The following is a 17419-nucleotide window of genomic DNA, read 5'->3' on the forward strand; positions in this document are numbered from 1 at the left end:
GTTCGTCAACGCGAGGCTGAGCTGCTTCGAGCGATGGGCTGGGACTCCGGGCGTGCGGACGTGGCGAGGGCCTCCAAGTTCCGGTTGTGACGCCCGACTTGGAGACCTCTTGATCGCACTTTACGTGAGGATCGACGAGGAGATCGGAGGAACGCATGGAGGGGACGACCGCCCCAGCTCAGCGACTCCGAACATCGGGCCGATGGACGGCACACACCCTTGAAGGGCGGCTCGACCTGGAACAACACGGCGGACAGACCTTCGAGCGCGTCGCGATCAGGGTCGCCCGGCGCGTGCTCGCGGGCCACGACGGGTGGAGCCCGGCCGGGCGTGTGGGAGCTACTGGAGACGTGTCGCAGTCCGGATGAGGTCGGCGACGGCTCTGGACCGGCTGTGCGGTGGCCAGGCGATCACGGTGGTGACCGTCGGCGCGTCCAGCACGGGCACGGCGGCGAGGTCACCGTGCAGTTGGGCTCGGCACGACTCCGGTGAGACCGCACAGGCACGGCCGAGCGCGACGAGCTGCAACAACTGCGCATGATCGCGGACCCGCGGGCCGGGGCCGGGCGGGTAGGTGCCGTCGGGCTTGGGCCAGCGTGGGAGGGGCAGGCCCGGCAGCCCGGTGATGTCGGCCATGTGCACATGGGCCCGGGCGGTGAGCGGATGCCCGGCCGGCAGGACCACGACCTGACTCTCCGTGCTGAGCTCCTCGGTGTGGAATCCGGCCGTCGAGTCGAACGGCCGGTGCAGCAGCGCCACGTCGGCCCGGCCTTCGCGCAGGAGTCGTTCCTGCTCGGCCGGGCCGCACAGGATGACGTCGACGGGGACCGCGCCGGGTTCGGCGGCGTACGCGTCGAGCAGTCTCGCCAGCAGTTCCCTGGACGCGCTGGCCTTCGTGACCAGGACCAGGCCGGGGCGGCCGGTCACGGAAAGGGCGGCGCGGCGGGTCCGACGCTCGGCGGCCTCGACCGCGTCGAGAGCCGCCCGGCCCTCGACCAACAGCACCGAGCCGGCCTCGGTCAGCGTGACAGTGCGACTGGTCCGATCCAACAGCACTGCCCCGAGCCGGCGTTCGAGCTGCTGGATCGCCCGTGACAACGGTGGCTGCGCGATCCCGAGCCGCTGGGCGGCACGCCCGAAGTGCAGTTCTTCAGCGACAGCGACGAAATACCGCAGTTCCCGGGTCTCCATCCGGCCACGCTATCCCGGATCAATACCCTGACGGTATCGTTGCGCACCCGATCGGTCTTGGACCCCCGCCGAGGCCCGAAGGCAACATCGTCCCCATGACTGAACGGACGATCGCGCTGGTCACCGGCGCGAACAAGGGAATCGGCTACGAGATCGCCGCAGGCCTGGGCACCCTCGGCTGGACCGTCGGCGTCGGCGCCCGCGACGACCGGCGCCGAAGCGCCGCGGTGGAGAAGCTGCGCGCCGCCGGCATCGACGCGTTCGCCGTACCGCTGGACGTGACCGACGAGGCGAGCGCGACCGCCGCCGCACGGCTGATCGACGAACAGGCCGGACGCCTCGACGTGCTCGTCAACAACGCCGCCATCGCAGGCGACCTGCCACAGGAGCCCACCCGGATCGACCCCGCCACCATCCACACCGTCGTGGACACCAACGTGATCGGCGTCATCCGCGTCACCAACGCGATGCTGCCGCTGCTGCGCCGCTCCGCCGCACCACGGATCGTGAACATGTCCAGCAGCGTCGGCTCCCTCACCCGGCAGTCAGGACCCGCCGCCGAGCAGACGGCAGGTCCCGTGTCCGCGGCGTACGCGCCGTCGAAGACGTTCCTGAACGCCGTCACCCTGCAATACGCCCGGGAGCTGAGCGGCACGAACATCCTCATCAACACCGGCTGCCCCGGCTACGTCGCCACCGACCTCAACGGCTTCCGCGGCGTGCGCACCCCCGAACAAGGCGCGGCGATCGCCGTCAAGCTCGCGACCCTGCCCGACGACGGCCCCACGGGACAGTTCTTCGACGACGCCGGCGTAGTGCCCTGGTGATGTGCACGGCGGCTTCACCTCCGAACGCCGCTGGATCCGCCACGACCGGGCCCACCCGCGGCCCCTGTTCCCCTGCCTGCCCGGTCAGTCCGGCCACAACCGGCGCCTGCGCAAGGCCACCGACCTGATCGCCCAGGTCCCGTCATACATCTGGACGGCATCTTGTCGGGCCCGCCGGAATCACTCCGGCGGGCCCTTCGGTTCCTACAGGACGCCGAGGTCGCCGAGGATCTCGTCGGCCGCGCGCTGACCCGACTCGGCGCCGCCCTCCATGTAGCCCTGGGCCGCCTCGGAGGTGTGCTCGCCCGCGAAGTGGGTGTTGCCCTGACGGACACCCTCGTAGCCGGCGTACCGGTGTGCGTAGCCGGGCGGCCAGGCCGAGTACGAGCCTCGCGCGTTCGGGTTGAGCGGCCAGGCGGCGAGCGTGGCCTTGCCGGTCCAGTGGGCGGTGAGGCCCGGGAAGACCGGTTCGAGCTGGGCCAGCGCCGCCTGGGCGTAGGCGGCGATCTGCGGGTCGGCGGCCGTGCGGAACGGCGTCGACGGGGTGAAGTCCGCGGCGTGCCCGCCGCCCGCGTAGACCGTCAGGATGCCCTTCCCGCCGGGCTGGGCCCGGCTGGAGTCCCAGGAGGTCTGGTAGCCGGTGTCGCTCATCGTGCTGCCGCTGGCGATCCCCCACGGGCCGGAGGCATTCCAGTGACGGGTGTCGAACTGCATCGACAGCTTGCAGTTCTGCCCCATCGTCATCGCGGCGATGCCGGCGAGCTTGCGGCTGTCGAAGCCGGCGGTGGACAGGTTCACCCGCTGGAGCACGCCCACCGGCAGGGCGAGCACCGTGTGGTCGGCGAGCACCGTCTGCGAACAGCCGTCGACGGTGAAGGTCAGCGACTGGCGGCCGCCCGCCGCGGCCGCCACCTTCGTGAGCCGCCAGCCGTGGCGTACGGTCCCCGGGGGCAGGGCGGCGGCGATGGCCTGCGGGATGCGCTGGTTGCCACCGCGGACGCGGTAGCGGGTGTCGCTCTCCCCGAAGAGCGCGAAGCCGTTGGGAACGGGCTGGTAGCCGAGGAGCCCGACGATGCCGAGCGCCGACGAGGCATGGGTGTCCACGCCGAACTCGGTGGTGTAGGCGACGTCGAGGAGCTGCCCGAACGGCGAGCTGTGCCCGCCCGGGACACGGGTGGCGATCCACTCGTGGATGGACATGTTCGACAGGGTCACGGCGCCGGGGCCGTTGGCGGAGTTCCAGGCGACGGGCCAGTCGAAGGTGGCCTCGTCCTGCTGGATGACCGGCTTCAGCTTCTTGAAGTCGGCGCTCGCCTGGGCGTAGGTGTAGTACGCGCCGTCGAAGCGGTAGACCTCGGTGGAACCGGCGGGTTCGGCGGCGCGCAGGTCGTCGAGGGGCAGGCCGAAGCGGGAGGCGAGCGACTGCATGACGACGTGCGGGGTGTCGATCATCTCGCCGCCCCACTCGGAGGTCTGCCCGTCGGCCCAGTAGGCGCCGGCGGGATTGGAGTACATCCGGCCGCCGACGCGGGTGTCGGCCTCGTAGACGGCGCAGGCGATGCCGTGGTCGGCCAGCTGGAGGGCGGCGGTGAGTCCCGCGATGCCGGCGCCGACGATCGCGACCACCGGCGGGGTGCCGGAGGCCGTGGAGGCCTGGGCGGTGGAGGCCGCGGCCACGCCGGTGGTCGCGGCCAGGCCCACGCCGGCGGCGAGCCCGCCGAGGACGGTGCGGCGCGACGGCGCCCCGGCGACCCGACCGGCGGCGGTGGCGGCGGCGATCTCGGCGGCGGTGGCGTGTTCGGCGACGATCCGGCGCAGCATACGGGCCGGTGCGGTGCGTGCCATGTACGGCTCCTTCCAGAGGGGGCCGGTTCCCTGGGAGGGGAACCGGTGGCGGCGGTGGCGCGGTGTCACCGCCGACGAGGGGATGCGCCTCACGCGGAGGGCTCGGGATCAGCCCTGGTAGCGCGCGGGGCGGCGGAGCGGCCAGCGGTCCAGCTCCTCCAGTTCGGCGGCGACCCGAAGGAGAACGGCCTCGTCCCACGGCCCGGCGATCAGCTGGCTGCCGACGGGGAGGCCCTCGGCCGAGGTGAAGGTGGGCAGACTGACGGCGGGCTGGCCCGTGATGTTGCAGATCGCGGTGAAGGAGATCATCTGCGTCTCGGTGGTGCGGGGGCCGCCGGGGTCCGCGTTGGCCTCCTTCAGCAGGGCGTCCACCTGCGGCGGCAGGCAGGCCATGGTGGGGGTGAGCAGCAGGTCGAACTCCTGGCCCCACTGGGCGCGGACCGCCCGGGCCTCCTCGGCCAGCAGGTTCGCGGCCCGGGTGTACTCGCCGGAGTGCCGGCCGGCGGCCCGGTCCATCCGGAACCGCAGGTGCGGCTCGGCGAGCTCCGGCCGCTGGTACGGGGCCGCCCAGAGCGCCGCGTCCAGGACGGTCTGCGCATACCCGGTGATCGCCTCCTCGCTGAAGAAGCGGGGTGCGGCGGGGGCGACGTGGTGGCCGAGGGCGACGAGGAGCCGGGCGGTGTGCTCGGCCGCCGCGACGCACTGCGGGTCGACGGGGAGACCGGTGGGCGCCTCGGTGAGGAGGCCGATCCGGAGGCGTCCGCCGTCGCGGCCGACCTCGTCGAGGTAGGGCCGGTCGGGGGCGGGTGCCTGGTACATGGCGAGTCGGTCGGGTACGGACATCGCGTCGAGCAGGGCGGCGGCGTCGCGGGTCGTGCGGGTGATGGCGCCCTCGACGGTGGCGTGCTCCCAGCCGGGGACCTGCTGGGGGACGCGGCCGCGGCTGGGCTTGAGGCCGAGCAGGCCGCAGGAGGAGGACGGCATGCGGATCGAGCCGCCGCCGTCGTTGGCGTGGGCGACGGGCGCGAGGCCGGCGGCGACGGCCGCCGCGGCACCGCCGCTGGAGCCGCCGGCGGAGTGCTCGGGGCTCCAGGGGTTGCGGGTGCTGCCGAAGCGGCTGTTGTCGGTGGTCGACAGGAGCCCCATCTCGGGCGAGTTGGTGCGGCCCATGAGGAGGAATCCGGCGTCGAGGAGGCGGCGGACCACCGGCTCGGTGAGGGTACGGGGGCGGTCGTCGACGCCGTACGAGCCGTACGTGGCGGGCTGGCCCTCGACCTGGGTCAACTCCTTGACGGGAACGGGCACTCCGTGGAAGGGCGCGAGGAGGTCACCGTCGACGACGGCCTGTTCGGCGCGGCGGGCGGCGGCGAGGACGGCGTCCTCGTCGAGCCAGGTGAACGCGGCGAGCTCGCCGTCGTGCTCCGCGATCCGCCGGAGGTAGGTGTCGGCGACCTCGACAGGGCTGAGGTCGCGCCGGCGGATCGCCGCCGCGAGGTCGGTGGCTGAGGCGAAGGGGTCCATGGTGAACGGCTCCAGGGAAGGAAGGGCGGGGCGGTCGGCGGACCGCGCGGGGCGAGGCGGTCGGCGAACCGTGCGGGGCGGGGCGGTCGGCGGACCGCGCAAGGGGACGGCGGATCGCGCAGGGCGAGGTGGACGGCGGGCCGCCCCCGAGGGGGGCGGTCAGCGGACCGCGCTCGGGATCGGCGGACCGCACGGGGGCGCTGCGCTCGGGGGCGAGGCGGTCAGTGGACCGCGAGGATCTCGTCGAGCCGGTCGCGCAGGCCCGGTTCGTTCGGCGCGTCGAGGACGACCCTTCCGGCCTCCATCACCACGACGTGCCGACTGTGGTCGAGGAGCGTGCCGGCGTGCTGGTCGACCAGGAGGACGGCCACTCCGGAGGCGGCGATCGCGCCGAGGGCCTCCAGGACGTCGGCGACCACGGAGGGCTGGAGGCCCTGGGTGAGTTCGTCGACCGCGACGAGGGTCCGGCCGGCCAGCATGGCGCGGGCGATGCCCAGTTGTTGCTTCTGCCCTCCGGAGAGCGTCCCGGCCTGTTGCCGGGCACGGTCCGTGAGCAGCGGGAAGACGGTGTACGGGTCGACGGCCGGGACGACGTCGCGGCGACGGGCCAGCCGGAGGTTCTCGGCGACGGTGAGTGCGGGGAACACGCCCCGGTCCTCGGGCATGAGCGTGGCACCGGCCCGTGCGAGGAGTTCGGGGCGGCCCGGCGGCAGGGCGCGGCCGTCGAGGGTCACGCTCCCGCCGTGCCGGTCGGCGAGGCCGAAGACGGTCCGCAGCAGGGTGGTCTTCCCCGCGCCGTTGCGGCCGATCAGGGCGGTGATCTCGCCGCCGCGTACGGTCAGGTCGGCCGGCCGGACGACGGCGGCCTGGCCGTATCCGCCGGCGAGGCCGGTCAGTTCGAGCATCAGCGCACTCCCAGGTAGGCGGCGCGGACGGCCGGGTCGGCCGCCACCGCGTCGAGCGGACCGCGGGCGAGCACGCGTCCGTCGGCCAGGACCACGACCTCGTCGGCGAGTTCCCGGACGATGTCCATGTCGTGCTCGACCACGAGCAGGGCGCAGCCGGTGCGCCGGTTGACCTCGCGGAGTTCGCGGGTGAGGCGGCGGGCGTCGTCGGGGCCGAGTCCGGCGGCGGGTTCGTCGAGCAGCAGAAGCCGGGGCGCGGCGGCGAGCACCATGGCCAGTTCCAGGCGTCGGCGGTCGGCGAGCGGGAGGGTGCCGGCGGGCCGGAGCTCGTCGTCGGCGAGGTCGCCGAACTCGGCGGGCGGGTCGGTGGGTTCGGGTGCCTCGATCCGGGCGAGGCGGAGGTTGTCGGCCGGGGAGAGTTCGGCGACGACGCTGGGGATCTGGAACATCCGGCCGACGCCGAGTCCGACGCGGCGGTGGACCGGAAGCCCGGCCGCGTCGGTGCCGAAGAGGCGCAGGGTGCCGGCGTCCGGGGCGAGTTGCCCGGCGACGACGTTCAGGAAGGTGCTCTTGCCGGCGCCGTTCGGGCCGATCAGGCAGACGCAGCGGCCCGCTTCGACGGTGAGGTCGACTCCGGCGAGCACCTCGACGGGGCCGAACGACTTACGGACGCCGGTGACGGCGAGCGGGGTTTCCGGTGCCGCTTCACGGCCGGGTTCCCGCGTCGTGCGGCGTGGGACGCGGCGGCTCGTGACCGGGAGCCGGACGGCGGGTCCCGGGCCGGCCAGCCAGCGGCGCGGGGCGGCGGTGAGCCCGGCCGGCGCCACCTGGACGACGAGCAGGAAGAGGGCGGCGAGGGCGAGGACGTACCAGCCCTGCCAGGTGGAGCCCAGGAACTGCTGGCCCGCGGTGACGGCGATCGCGCCGACGAACGGCCCCGCGGTGGACTCGCGTCCGCCGAGGGCCAGCCAGATCAGTACGGACGTCGACAGCCCGAGGCCGAACACCTGCGGCGACACCAGGCCCGCCACGGGCGCGTACAGGGCTCCGGCCAGGGCCGCGACGGCCGCGCTCGCGGCGAACGCGGTCGTGCGCACCCGGGTGCCGTCGATGCCGCTCTGGGCGGCCCGGTCGGGGTTGCGGGCGGCGGCCACGAGCCGGGCGCCGAAGCGGCCGCGTACGACGAGCATTCCGCAGAGGGCCACCACGGCCGCGACGGCGGCGAGGGTGACGTAGTAGGAGGTCACCACGTCGGGCCCGGAGACGGACAGGCCGTTCGTCCCGCCCGTGACGGGGGTGAGGGTGGTGGCGGCGCGCTGGAGCAGCAGTCCGACGCCGATGGTCAGGAGGATCAGTGGCGCGTCGGGGACCCGGGCGGCCAGGCCGATGCGGACGACGGGCAGGGCGATCGCCACGGCGGCGACGACGGCCGCGGCGACCGTCAGCGCCCAGGGGAGCCGGTGTTCCTGCCCGAGGGCGACGGCGTACGCGCCGAGACCGAAGAACGCGGCGTGTCCGACGCTGAGGAGTCCGGCCCTCCCCCAGCTGAGGTCGAGGCCGTAGGCGAAGAGGCCGTAGCAGAGGCCCAGGGTGAGGGTGGAGACGGCGAAGGCGTCGAGACCGAAGGGGGCGGCGAGCAGGGCCGCGCCCGCGACCGCGGGGAGGGCGCGGCGCAGTGTCCGGCGGAGGCCGCCGACGGGCCTGGAGGCGGGTGGGGCGGTCGCGACAGCGGACGCGATGGGGGCTCCCGGCGCGGCGGGGACGGTCACGAGCAGCCCTTCTTCGGAGTCGTGTCGGCGACCATCGGGTGGGTCCGGGTCACGGTGTACGCACCGTCGCGGCCGATGGTGACCTCCCGCATGTCGGCCTGGAGGACGTGGTTGGCGGCCTCGAAGCGCGTGCCCTTGCCCAGGGGGCTGTCGAAGGACAGGCCGCCGATCGCCTTGTTGACGGCCTCGGGGTCGCTGGAGCCGGCCTTGGCGGCGGCAGCCAGGAAGAACCTGACGCCGAAGTAGGCGTTGCCCGCGACCTCGGGGATCGGCGCCTTCCACTGGTGGGCCGTCCGGTAGTCCTTCACGAATCCGCGGCTCTCGGCGTCGTCCAGCCGGTCGCTCCAGCGCACGGTGTGGGTGCGGCCCGCGACGAGCGCGCCGAGGGCGGGCTGGAAGTCCGCGTCCAGGGGCGCACCCTCGAAGCCGAGCTCCGGGGTGAGGAGGCCGAACTGCTGTGCCTGCTTGCTGAAGGTGACCGCATCCGCGCCGACGACCATGGAGAGTACGGTGTCCGGCTTCTCGGACCTGAGCCGGCCGATGACGGGCTGCCAGTCGGTCTGCCCGAGGGGGCTGTACTCCTCGGCGACGACGCTGCCGCCCGCCTCCTTCACCAGCTCCTTGGCGATGCCGCCGTAGAAGCGCGGGTAGTTGTAGTCGGAGCCGACGAGGGCGACCTTGGTGCCGTACTTCTTGATCAGTCCGGGCACGGTGGGGGTCAGCATCTGGCGGGTGGACTCGCCGAAGCCCCACTGGTACGCGAAGCAGTGCTCGGTGTCGCCGAGGATCGCGGTGCCGAACGGGACGTGCGCCTCGTCGGCGACCCTGCCGACGGCTTCGGCCGTGTCGCCGGTGATGGTGCCGAACAGCATCGTCACCTTGTCCTGGCGGACCAGACGGCGGGCGAGCTGGGTGGAGTTCGCCGGGTCACCGGCGTCGTCGACGACCACGTACTCCACAGGCCGGCCGTGCACGCCTCCGTCGGCGTTGACCTTCTTGACGGCCAGTTCGAGACCGTTGCGCAGAGCGGTGCCCACCTGGGAGACCGGCCCGGTGAGGGGGACGACCACACCGATCCTCACCGGTCCGCCGACGGCCGGCGCCTCGTCGTCGGAGAGTGCCGCGCCCTGACAGCCGGTGAGCGCGAGGGTGAGGGTGCCGGCCGCCGCGAGCACGGCGGTCCGGGTCGAGCGCGTCATGCGGTGGCCGCGGGCGCGGGGGTACGACGGAACCATGCGGAGAACCTTCCGATCCAGGGGCGCGAGCGCAGTGCGGCGATCGCGACGACGACGGCGTAGAAGAGGGCTTCGGCGAGGGTGTCGGAGAGCCACGTGCGCAGCAGGACCGACAGCGCGGAGATCAGCAGGGCGGCGCCGGCGGCGGTGGCGAGGGCGCCGGGGCGGCTGAGCAGCAGGCCGAAGAAGACGGGGACCAGCAGGCCGAAACCCATGCTGGGGTTGACGGCGAGGACGGGGCTGTAGAGGGCTCCGGCGAGGACGGCCAGGAGGCCGCCGATCGCGAAGGCGGTGGCGCGCATGCGGCGCGGATCGGTGCCGAGCAGCGCCGCCATGGCCGGGTTGTCGGCCACTGCGCGCAGCCGCAGGCCCCAGTCGGTGCGGTGGGCGGCGAGGAGGACGAGGCCGATGACGGCGATCGCGGTCAGCGCGCAGACCAGCCGGTAGGCCGGGTACGGGGTGCCGAGGACGTCGAGGGTGCCGTCCACGGGTACGGCGACGGTGCGGGAGGTTCCGGTGAAGAGGAGTTCCGCCCCCTGCCGCAGGGCCATGCCCAGGCCCCAGGTGACGAGCATGGCAGCGAGCCCGTCGGAGCCGGGTCGGCGCAGCAGCAGCCGCTCGACGATCAGGAGCAGGGGCGCGCCGACGGCGAGGGCGAGCAGGGTCCGGACTCCGAAGGGGGCGGTGGTCGCGGTGGCGGCGACGTAGGCGCCGACCATGGCCAGGTCGCCCTGGGCGAGGTTGACGACCCGCGTCGCCGCGAAGATCACCGCGATGCCGACCGTGAGCAGGCCGTAGAGGCCGAACTGGCCAACGATGGCCAGAAGTACATCCATCTGTTACCGCCTGTGTGCTTCCGGGTGCAGCAGGGACTCTGCGAGCATCTGGCAATCCCGTGGTGGGCACTGGTCCGGCAGCGCAGAGTTCTGTGCCCGCAGTGCGCGGACCGGACGGCGCGAAGGGTGCGTCCGGTGCGGGCGGGGTGGGAGGAGCACGACATGCCGGTGGAGCGACGGGACGACGGCAACCTGGTCTTCGGCTATCTCGACACCGCGTCGGCGGATCTGTCGGGAGCCTCCGACACGGTGCTGGTCCGTGCCCTTGTGGGCGGCGAGGGGTACGCCGCCGAGATGCGGCCGAGCCGGTTCGGCGCGCTGAGCGGCTGCGACATCAGCGGGGAGCAGGCGATCCGGGTGATGCCCCGGCCCTCCCCCGCGGCGCCCAGGCCCGGCCATCTCCTCGGTCTGCTGGTGTCGGGGCGGGGCGAGCTGGAGCAGGACGGGCGGCAGGCGGAGCTCGCCCCCGGGGACTTCGTCCTCTACACGGGTGCGCGTCCCTTCCGGCTGGAACTCGATTCCGGCCACCGGTACTTCGTGCTCACCCTGGACGCGGGGACGGCGGGGCAGTTGGCGACGACGGGCGGTGCGGTGACCGCCAACGCCGAGCTGCCGCGCTCGCCGAGCGGGCGGGTGCTCGCGGCGGTGGTCGGTGAGCTGGCCGAACGGGCGCACGGTTTCGGCCCGTTGGCCCGCCGGGAGATGGGCGAGCACGTCTCGGCGATCCTGCGGACGCTGCTGCGCGAGGCGGGCGGCTCCGGGGCGGCGGTCGGCGGCGGGGCGGCGGGGGCGCTGGACCGGGTCCTCGCGTACATCGACGACCGGCTGGCGGAGGACCTGTCACCGGGGACGATCGCGGCGGCGCACCACATCTCCGTACGCCATCTGCACGCGCTCTTCAGGGAGTCGGGAGTGACGGTGAGCGACCACGTGCGGCGCCGCCGACTGGAACGGATACGGCAGGACCTCGTCGATCCGGCGCTGGCCCACCTCCCCGCGTACGTCCTCGCGGCCCGCAGGGGGCTGGGCGAGGCGAGCCATTTCAGCCGGGTGTTCCGGGCGGAGTTCGGCCTGTCGCCGCGGGCGGTACGGGAGCAGGCGCACGCGCGGGCCTGATCCGCCGGAGAGGCCCTAGTGGAGAAGGCCGGTGAGCTTCCCGCCGGTGGCGGACCGGGCGGCCAGGCTGCAGGCGACGGTGTCGGAGCCGAGGAGGTAGCTGGTGCGGTAGGGGTACTGGACGAAGGTCGTCCAGCGGCTCCCCAGGGGCTGCAGGGCGGCCTTGGCGCGGAGCGGTGCGCGGCAGAGTTCCGTGGCCGCCTCGCGTACCTGCTGGTCGTCGGCGTAGGTGCCGGTCAGGCGTGGCCGGGCGACGAGTTCGGCGTCGTGCGGCGTGTCGCAGTCGCGCCGGAGGGCGGTGCCCGGCGTGGCGCGGTCGATGTCGAAGCATTCGCCGACGCGCAGGGCCTCGAAGGAGACGGGCCGGCCGGAGGGGCCCGTACCCGTGGAGGTCGTGGAAGGGGTCGGCCGGGTCGCCGTCGCCGCGGGAGCGGTGCTCGGCGTACGGGAGGGCTGCGGGGAGCCGCTCTTCCCCTGCGGGCCGGGGCCCGCGTCGGGTGCCGCGTGCGTCGGCGTGCCGGCCACGGGACCGCCCTGCGACGGCGCGACGGTCGGCGGCGTACCGGTCGACGAGGTGTCGACCCTCGGGGCAGGCGTCCTGGCGGCGTCCGCGGCGTCCTCCGTGGTGACGACCGGGGACGGTGCGGCCGGCGGGCCGCCGCCCGGCCGTCCGGCGGCAGGCCCTTCGAGGTCCTCCCCGCCGCCGACGGCCATGAAGCCGCCCACGACCAGCCCGGCCAGGACCAGGGGTACGAGCGGCACGCCGAACCAGCGGGCGCGCCGCGCGGCCGGCCCCGGGCGGGCTGCTCCGAGGCGTGCGACACGCGGCCACGCCACGGCGGTGTGCCGCTCGGCTGTGATCGACTCGGCAGTGTTCGACTCGGCCGTGTTCTGCTCGGCGGAGTCGGGCCGGGTGGCGGAGTGGGCCTGGGCGACGGCGTCGGACGCGGCTGAGGGGTGGTCAGCCGGCCGGCGGTCCGGCGATGGAGTGGCGGTCGGGTGGTACGGCACAGGCACCAGGGTTGCCTGTCGGCGGCCGTGAGGCGAGTGATCAGGGGCCGTCGAGCACGGCCTGTACGGAATCGTGACCATCGCCGACGCCCGATTGTCCGACGATCGCCGGAAAACGCCTCCCCGACCGGTCGGCGCGCCGCCGACGCGCCGCGCACGCCGACGCCACGCCGTAGGTGCCCTACAGACCGAGCTGGCGCTCCGCGCCCTCGACCGTCTGCGCGAGGAGCACGGCGATGGTCATCGGGCCGACACCACCGGGGACCGGGGTGATGAGGGAGGCGCGCTCGGCGGCGGACGCGAAGTCGACGTCGCCGATGTTGCCCGGGTTGTAGCCGGCGTCGATGACGACGGCGCCGGGCTTGATGTCCTCGCCCTTGATGAAGTTCGGCTTGCCGACGGCCGCCACCAGGATGTCGGCCTCCCTTATGACGGAGGAGAGTTCCTCGGTGCGGGAGTGGCAGTAGGTGACGGTGGCGTCGCGGCCGAGGAGGAGCAGACCGGCCGGCTTGCCGAGGATCGCGCTGCGCCCGACGACGACGGCCCGCTTGCCGCTCGGGTCGACGTCGTACGCGTCGAGGAGACGCATGATGCCGCCGGGCGTGCAGGAGACGAAGCCGGGCAGCCCGAAGCCCATGGCGGCGAAGGAGGCCATGGTGACGCCGTCGACGTCCTTCTCGGGGGCGATGGCCTCGAAGGCGGCGCGCTCGTCGATGTGCGGGCCCACCGGGTGCTGGAGGAGGATGCCGTGGACCTCGGGGTCCTCGGAGAGCGCCGTGATCGCGGCGACGAGCTCCTCGGTGGTCGTGGTGGCGGGCAGCTCGACGTGCCGGGAGCGGATTCCGGCCTTCGCGCAGCGGTTCTGCTTCATCTTCACGTACGTCACGGAGGCCGGGTCGGCGCCGACCAGGACGGTCGCGAGACAGGGCGTGACGCCGGTGCGGCGGGTGACCTCGGCGGCGCGCGCGGCGGTCTCCTCGACCGTACGGCGGGCGAGGGCGGTGCCGTCCATGAGGGTGGCGGTGCTGGTGGACATGGCAACTCCTGGGCGTCGTGTCTGACGGTGGTTCGCCCAGGCGCACGGCATCGGCACGGTCGCACCGCTCGGGTGCGCTCCGTCCGGGCCGCTCCCCGGTGGTGATCCACCTCAAGCGCCAGTCACGGCCCGGGGCCCACTCTACGTGCTCCTTGCGGAATGCCGGGGGCCGGTCCCGGACAGGGCGCATATGCCGTGCTGCCCAGGCGCTTGTCGGCGGCCCGCCCGCGCACGACGATGAGCCGGACGTGCGGAGCGACCTCGACGGGGAGGCCGAGTTGAGCGATGCGTGGGTGGCCGGGGCGGCGGATCCGGGTACCGGGAGGACGCCCGGCCCGGTGCGGGCGGTGGTCGCCGCCTCGTGGCGGCGTTCCGTGCGGGCGCGGGTCAGTCAGGAGGGCGCGGCGCGGGTCGAGCTGGACGAGGACGACCTGGCCGCGCACCGGGACGGCCACCCCCTGTCGGCGGCGATGCCGGTGATCCGGGAGCTGATGGGGACGTACGCGACGGACGGGGAGCATCTGCTCGCGGTCTGCGACGCCGCCGGGCGGATGCTCTGGGTGGAGGGCCATCCGGGCACGCTGCGCAAGGCCCGGGCGATGAACTTCGTGGCCGGGGCCCGCTGGTCGGAGTCGGCGGCCGGGACGAACGCGCCGGGGACCGCGATCGCCGTCGACCGGCCCGTGCAGGTCGTCGCCGCCGAGCACTTCCGACGGCCGGTACGGGCCTGGACGTGCGCGGCCGCTCCCGTGCACGACCCGCTGTCCGGCCGGGTGATCGGCGCGGTGGACATCACGGGCGGGGACCGGCTCGCGCATCCGCACAGCCTCGGCTTCGTCCAGGCGGTGGCGCGGGCGGCCGAGTCCCAGCTGGCCCTGCTCGGCCCGCCCGTGCGGCCGGACGGGCTCCGGCTCGCCGCGCTCGGCCGGGACGAGGCGGTGCTCTCGGTGGCCGGGCGGCCCGTCCGCCTGTCCCGCCGGCACAGCGAGATCCTGGTCCTCCTCGCGCACCGCCCGGACGGGCTGGGCGGAGACGAACTCCTGACGCTGCTGTACGAGGACGAGTCCGTCACCCCGGTGACCCTGCGGGCGGAGCTGTCCCGGCTCCGCGCACTCCTCGGCCCCGACGTGCTGCGCTCGCGCCCGTACCGGCTGGCGGGCGTGGTCGACGCGGACTTCACGACGGTCGACCGGCGGCTGGCCTCCGGGGCCGTCTCGGCGGCGGCCGGCGAGTACGCGGGCCCGCTGCTCCCGGCCTCGCTCGCCCCCGGGGTCGTACGGCTGCGGGAGCGGCTCGCGGACCGGCTGCGGGCGGCGCTGGTCGACCGGGGTGATCCGGGGCTGCTCGCCGACTGGGCGTACAGCGCGTGGGGCGAGGAGGACGTGGTGATCTGGCGGGCCCTGTGCACGGCCGCACCGGCCCCCCAGCTCCCTCCCGTACAAGCCCGGCTCGACTCCCTGGAGGCGGAACTGACCGCGGGTGCAACGGGATTGCAACGTACCGGCGCGCAGACTCGGCGATGAGCGCCGGTCAGGGACGGCCGGCGCGCCCGAGGGAGGCCATGCCCATGACCCGTTACGCCGCACCCGGTACCGAGGGCGCGCTCATGTCGTACGCGCACCGCTACGACCACTGGATCGGCGGTGCGTACGTCGCCCCGGCGCGCGGTCGCTACTTCGAGAACCCGAGCCCGGTCGACGGCCGTGCCTTCACCGAGATCGCGCGCGGCACGGCCGAGGACGTGGAGCGCGCCCTGGACGCGGCGCACGCGGCGGCTCCGGGGTGGGGCCGGACGGCGCCGGCGGAGCGCGCGACGCTCCTGCTGCGGATCGCGGACCGCATGGAGAGCAACCTGGAGGCGCTGGCGGTCGCCGAGAGCTGGGACAACGGCAAGCCGGTCCGGGAGACCCTCGCCGCCGACATCCCGCTCGCCATCGACCACTTCCGCTACTTCGCGGGGGCGCTGCGGGCCCAGGAGGGCTCGCTGAGCGAGATCGACGACGACACCGTCGCGTACCACTTCCACGAGCCGCTGGGCGTCGTCGCGCAGATCATCCCGTGGAACTTCCCCATCCTGATGGCGGTCTGGAAGCTGGCGCCGGCGCTGGCCGCCGGCAACGCGGTGATCCTGAAGCCCGCCGAACAGACCCCGGCCTCCGTGCACTTCTGGCTGAGCCTGGTCGCGGACCTGCTGCCGCCGGGCGTCCTGAACATCGTCAACGGCTTCGGCGAGGAGGCCGGAAAGCCGCTCGCGTCCTCGCCGCGCGTGGCGAAGATCGCCTTCACGGGCGAGACGTCGACGGGCCGCCTGATCATGGGGTACGCCGCGGAGAACCTCAAGCCGGTCACCCTCGAACTCGGCGGCAAGTCCCCGAACATCTTCTTCGACGACGTGTGGGCGGCGGACGACGACTTCCGCGACAAGGCCCTCGAAGGCTTCACGATGTTCGCCCTGAACCAGGGCGAGGTCTGCACGTGCCCGTCGCGGGCGCTCGTGCAGCGCGGCCACTACAGCGAGTTCCTGGAAGCGGCGATCGCCCGCACGGAACAGATCGTCCCGGGCCACCCCCTGGACACGTCGACGATGATCGGCGCCCAGGCCTCGGCCGAGCAGCTCCGGAAGATCCTCGCGTACCTGGAGATCGGCCAGCAGGAGGGCGCGAAGATCCTGACGGGCGGTCAAGCGGTCTCGTACGAGGGCGACTTGGCGGGCGGCTACTACGTCCAGCCGACGATCTTCGAGGGCGACAACCGCATGCGGGTCTTCCAGGAGGAGATCTTCGGCCCGGTGGTGGCGGTGACGTCCTTCACCGACTTCGACGACGCGATCCGCACGGCCAACGACACGCTCTACGGCCTCGGCGCGGGCGTCTGGACCCGCGACACGAACACGGCCTACCGCGCCGGCCGCGCGATCCAGGCGGGCCGGGTCTGGACGAACTGCTACCACGCGTACCCGGCCCACGCGGCCTTCGGCGGCTACAAGCAGTCGGGCATCGGCCGCGAGACCCACCGCATGATGCTCGACCACTACCAGCAGACGAAGAACCTGCTGGTGAGCTACTCCCCGAAGAAGCTCGGCTTCTTCTAGCGGCACGAAAAGAGGCGCCTGACCTCGGCTTTTGCCCGTCAGGCGCCTCTCGTTCGCCTTGCCGAGAAAGGGGTCTCGTTTGCGCCGAAACTCCCAGTTCATCCCACCGGTATCCCGCTCCTGACCAGCTCTTCCGGACCAGTCACGGACCCCCCAGACGCCTCGCCCCGGCTGACGCGGCCCCACTCCTCCATGGACTGCTCGATCCGGTCACGGCCGACCGGGACGCTTCAACAAGATCGTGTTACGAGCTCGTAGGGAACAGGATTCTGGGGCCGACACGTGTTGAGAGCGCTCCCAAAACCTGCGGCACCGACGCAAGGCTCACGGAGCTGTGGGCGCTGCTGGACGGTGCCCGGGGCCAATCCTCAATTGTATTCGAACCAGGCCAGAATGGCCTTGACGCGCCGATTGTCCTCGTCGGGAGGCATGCCGAGCTTCACGAAAACGTTCGCCACATGCTTACTCACGGCAGCGCCGGAAAGAAACAGCTCCGTCGCGATTTCTGCGTTGGAGTGCCCTTCGGCCATGTGGGCGAGCACTTCCCTTTCCCGAGCGGTGAGCCGGGCAAGCGGCCCCTGCGGCGAGTCCGCGCGGGTGACGTGGCGAACAACCTCGGGGTCGATCACGACGCCACCTGCGGAGACCGTCTCGACAGCTCGCAGAAAGTCGGCGACTCTGCCCACTTTCTCCTTGAGCAGGTATCCGACGGCTCCGTCGGCACCCGGGCCGTTCAGAAGCTCCCTCACATAGGGGCCCGTGACGTAGGCGGAGAGAACCAACACCGGCAGGTCCCGGTGACGGGAGCGCAGATCGATCGCGGCACGCAGTCCGTCGTCGGTGTTTTTGGGGGGCATGCGGACATCCGTGATCACCATGTTCGGGGCGGCTCCGGCATGCACCAGCTCGTCGACTGCGGCAACCAGTTCGTCGGCGTCCTCGCATTCGCGGATGACATCATGAGCGTGGGAGGTCAAGATTTCCCGGATTCCGGCCCTTATCAGCACGCTGTCATCTGCCAGAACAATTCTCATGA

The 17419-nt window shown here is 73.2% G+C and carries 14 protein-coding genes and 1 riboswitch; of the genes, 4 read left to right on the forward strand and 10 right to left on the reverse strand.

Features of this window, described 5'->3' with window-relative positions:
• Nucleotides 1–339 precede the first annotated feature (339 nt).
• Nucleotides 340–1191, reverse strand: coding sequence for a LysR family transcriptional regulator (locus ACFC0G_RS24350; protein WP_376406615.1), 852 nt, complete (start codon nt 1189–1191; stop codon nt 340–342).
• Nucleotides 1192–1286: 95 nt separating this feature from the next.
• Here ACFC0G_RS24350 and ACFC0G_RS24355 point away from each other — a divergent pair, with 95 nt between their 5' ends.
• Nucleotides 1287–2018, forward strand: coding sequence for an SDR family oxidoreductase (locus ACFC0G_RS24355; protein WP_376406617.1), 732 nt, complete (start codon nt 1287–1289; stop codon nt 2016–2018).
• A gap of 204 nt (nt 2019–2222) precedes the next feature.
• Here the strand turns inward: ACFC0G_RS24355 and ACFC0G_RS24360 are convergent, their stop codons facing one another.
• The 6 genes from ACFC0G_RS24360 to ACFC0G_RS24385 form a co-directional block, all read right to left on the reverse strand.
• Nucleotides 2223–3863 (reverse strand): flavin monoamine oxidase family protein, encoded by a 1641-nt coding sequence (locus ACFC0G_RS24360; protein ID WP_376406619.1) that lies wholly within the window; start codon nt 3861–3863, stop codon nt 2223–2225.
• Nucleotides 3864–3971: 108 nt separating this feature from the next.
• Nucleotides 3972–5384 carry an amidase gene (locus ACFC0G_RS24365; protein WP_376406621.1) on the reverse strand — a complete coding sequence of 471 codons (1413 nt, stop codon included), beginning with the start codon at nt 5382–5384 and terminating at the stop codon, nt 3972–3974.
• A 221-nt stretch (nt 5385–5605) separates the two neighbouring features.
• Nucleotides 5606–6289: an ABC transporter ATP-binding protein gene (locus tag ACFC0G_RS24370; RefSeq protein WP_376406623.1), complete on the reverse strand. Its 684-nt coding sequence runs from the start codon at nt 6287–6289 to the stop codon at nt 5606–5608.
• The gene (locus ACFC0G_RS24375; protein WP_376406625.1) at nt 6289–8058 is read right to left on the reverse strand and encodes an ATP-binding cassette domain-containing protein; all 1770 of its coding nucleotides are present in this window, start codon (nt 8056–8058) and stop codon (nt 6289–6291) included. Before ACFC0G_RS24375 ends, ACFC0G_RS24370 begins: the two co-directional genes overlap by 1 nt.
• A complete protein-coding gene (locus ACFC0G_RS24380; RefSeq protein WP_376406627.1) occupies nt 8055–9293 on the reverse strand; it encodes an ABC transporter substrate-binding protein in 1239 nt (412 codons plus the stop codon). The genes ACFC0G_RS24375 and ACFC0G_RS24380 overlap by 4 nt, the downstream gene beginning before the upstream one ends.
• Nucleotides 9254–10129 carry a branched-chain amino acid ABC transporter permease gene (locus ACFC0G_RS24385; RefSeq protein WP_376406630.1) on the reverse strand — a complete coding sequence of 292 codons (876 nt, stop codon included), beginning with the start codon at nt 10127–10129 and terminating at the stop codon, nt 9254–9256. The genes ACFC0G_RS24380 and ACFC0G_RS24385 overlap by 40 nt, the downstream gene beginning before the upstream one ends.
• 162 nt (nt 10130–10291) lie before the next feature.
• Here ACFC0G_RS24385 and ACFC0G_RS24390 point away from each other — a divergent pair, with 162 nt between their 5' ends.
• Nucleotides 10292–11245, forward strand: coding sequence for a helix-turn-helix domain-containing protein (locus ACFC0G_RS24390; RefSeq protein WP_376406632.1), 954 nt, complete (start codon nt 10292–10294; stop codon nt 11243–11245).
• Nucleotides 11246–11260: 15 nt separating this feature from the next.
• Here ACFC0G_RS24390 and ACFC0G_RS24395 read toward each other — a convergent pair whose 3' ends face one another.
• Both ACFC0G_RS24395 and ACFC0G_RS24400 read right to left on the reverse strand, forming a co-directional pair.
• The gene (locus tag ACFC0G_RS24395) at nt 11261–12256 is read right to left on the reverse strand and encodes a hypothetical protein (protein WP_376406634.1); all 996 of its coding nucleotides are present in this window, start codon (nt 12254–12256) and stop codon (nt 11261–11263) included.
• Nucleotides 12257–12437: 181 nt separating this feature from the next.
• Nucleotides 12438–13292 (reverse strand): bifunctional 5,10-methylenetetrahydrofolate dehydrogenase/5,10-methenyltetrahydrofolate cyclohydrolase, encoded by an 855-nt coding sequence (locus ACFC0G_RS24400; protein ID WP_376406636.1) that lies wholly within the window; start codon nt 13290–13292, stop codon nt 12438–12440.
• A 27-nt stretch (nt 13293–13319) separates the two neighbouring features.
• Nucleotides 13320–13428, reverse strand: a riboswitch (ZMP/ZTP riboswitch).
• 142 nt (nt 13429–13570) lie between these two features.
• Here ACFC0G_RS24400 and ACFC0G_RS24405 point away from each other — a divergent pair.
• Both ACFC0G_RS24405 and ACFC0G_RS24410 read left to right on the forward strand, forming a co-directional pair.
• Nucleotides 13571–14815, forward strand: coding sequence for a GAF domain-containing protein (locus ACFC0G_RS24405; protein ID WP_376406780.1), 1245 nt, complete (start codon nt 13571–13573; stop codon nt 14813–14815).
• A 44-nt stretch (nt 14816–14859) separates the two neighbouring features.
• A complete protein-coding gene (locus ACFC0G_RS24410; RefSeq protein ID WP_376406638.1) occupies nt 14860–16383 on the forward strand; it encodes an aldehyde dehydrogenase family protein in 1524 nt (507 codons plus the stop codon).
• A 368-nt stretch (nt 16384–16751) separates the two neighbouring features.
• On the opposite strand, the gene ACFC0G_RS24415 is transcribed toward ACFC0G_RS24410, so the two are convergent.
• The gene (locus ACFC0G_RS24415) at nt 16752–17417 is read right to left on the reverse strand and encodes a response regulator transcription factor (RefSeq protein WP_329619369.1); all 666 of its coding nucleotides are present in this window, start codon (nt 17415–17417) and stop codon (nt 16752–16754) included.
• Nucleotides 17418–17419 lie beyond the last annotated feature (2 nt).

Source organism: Streptomyces sp. NPDC056169 (assembly GCF_042268445.1).
Lineage (GTDB): Bacteria > Actinomycetota > Actinomycetes > Streptomycetales > Streptomycetaceae > Streptomyces.

What these genes read in the sequence shown, in the direction of transcription:
- ACFC0G_RS24350 (WP_376406615.1), bottom strand. Translation starts at nt 1,191, where the DNA reads ATGGAGACCCGGGAACTGCGGTATTTCGTCGCTGTCGCTGAAGAACTG.
- ACFC0G_RS24355 (WP_376406617.1), top strand. Translation starts at nt 1,287, where the DNA reads ATGACTGAACGGACGATCGCGCTGGTCACCGGCGCGAACAAGGGAATC.
- ACFC0G_RS24360 (WP_376406619.1), bottom strand. Translation starts at nt 3,863, where the DNA reads ATGGCACGCACCGCACCGGCCCGTATGCTGCGCCGGATCGTCGCCGAA.
- ACFC0G_RS24365 (WP_376406621.1), bottom strand. Translation starts at nt 5,384, where the DNA reads ATGGACCCCTTCGCCTCAGCCACCGACCTCGCGGCGGCGATCCGCCGG.
- ACFC0G_RS24370 (WP_376406623.1), bottom strand. Translation starts at nt 6,289, where the DNA reads ATGCTCGAACTGACCGGCCTCGCCGGCGGATACGGCCAGGCCGCCGTC.
- ACFC0G_RS24380 (WP_376406627.1), bottom strand. Translation starts at nt 9,293, where the DNA reads ATGGTTCCGTCGTACCCCCGCGCCCGCGGCCACCGCATGACGCGCTCG.
- ACFC0G_RS24385 (WP_376406630.1), bottom strand. Translation starts at nt 10,129, where the DNA reads ATGGATGTACTTCTGGCCATCGTTGGCCAGTTCGGCCTCTACGGCCTG.
- ACFC0G_RS24390 (WP_376406632.1), top strand. Translation starts at nt 10,292, where the DNA reads ATGCCGGTGGAGCGACGGGACGACGGCAACCTGGTCTTCGGCTATCTC.
- ACFC0G_RS24400 (WP_376406636.1), bottom strand. Translation starts at nt 13,292, where the DNA reads ATGTCCACCAGCACCGCCACCCTCATGGACGGCACCGCCCTCGCCCGC.
- ACFC0G_RS24410 (WP_376406638.1), top strand. Translation starts at nt 14,860, where the DNA reads ATGACCCGTTACGCCGCACCCGGTACCGAGGGCGCGCTCATGTCGTAC.
- ACFC0G_RS24415 (WP_329619369.1), bottom strand. Translation starts at nt 17,417, where the DNA reads ATGAGAATTGTTCTGGCAGATGACAGCGTGCTGATAAGGGCCGGAATC.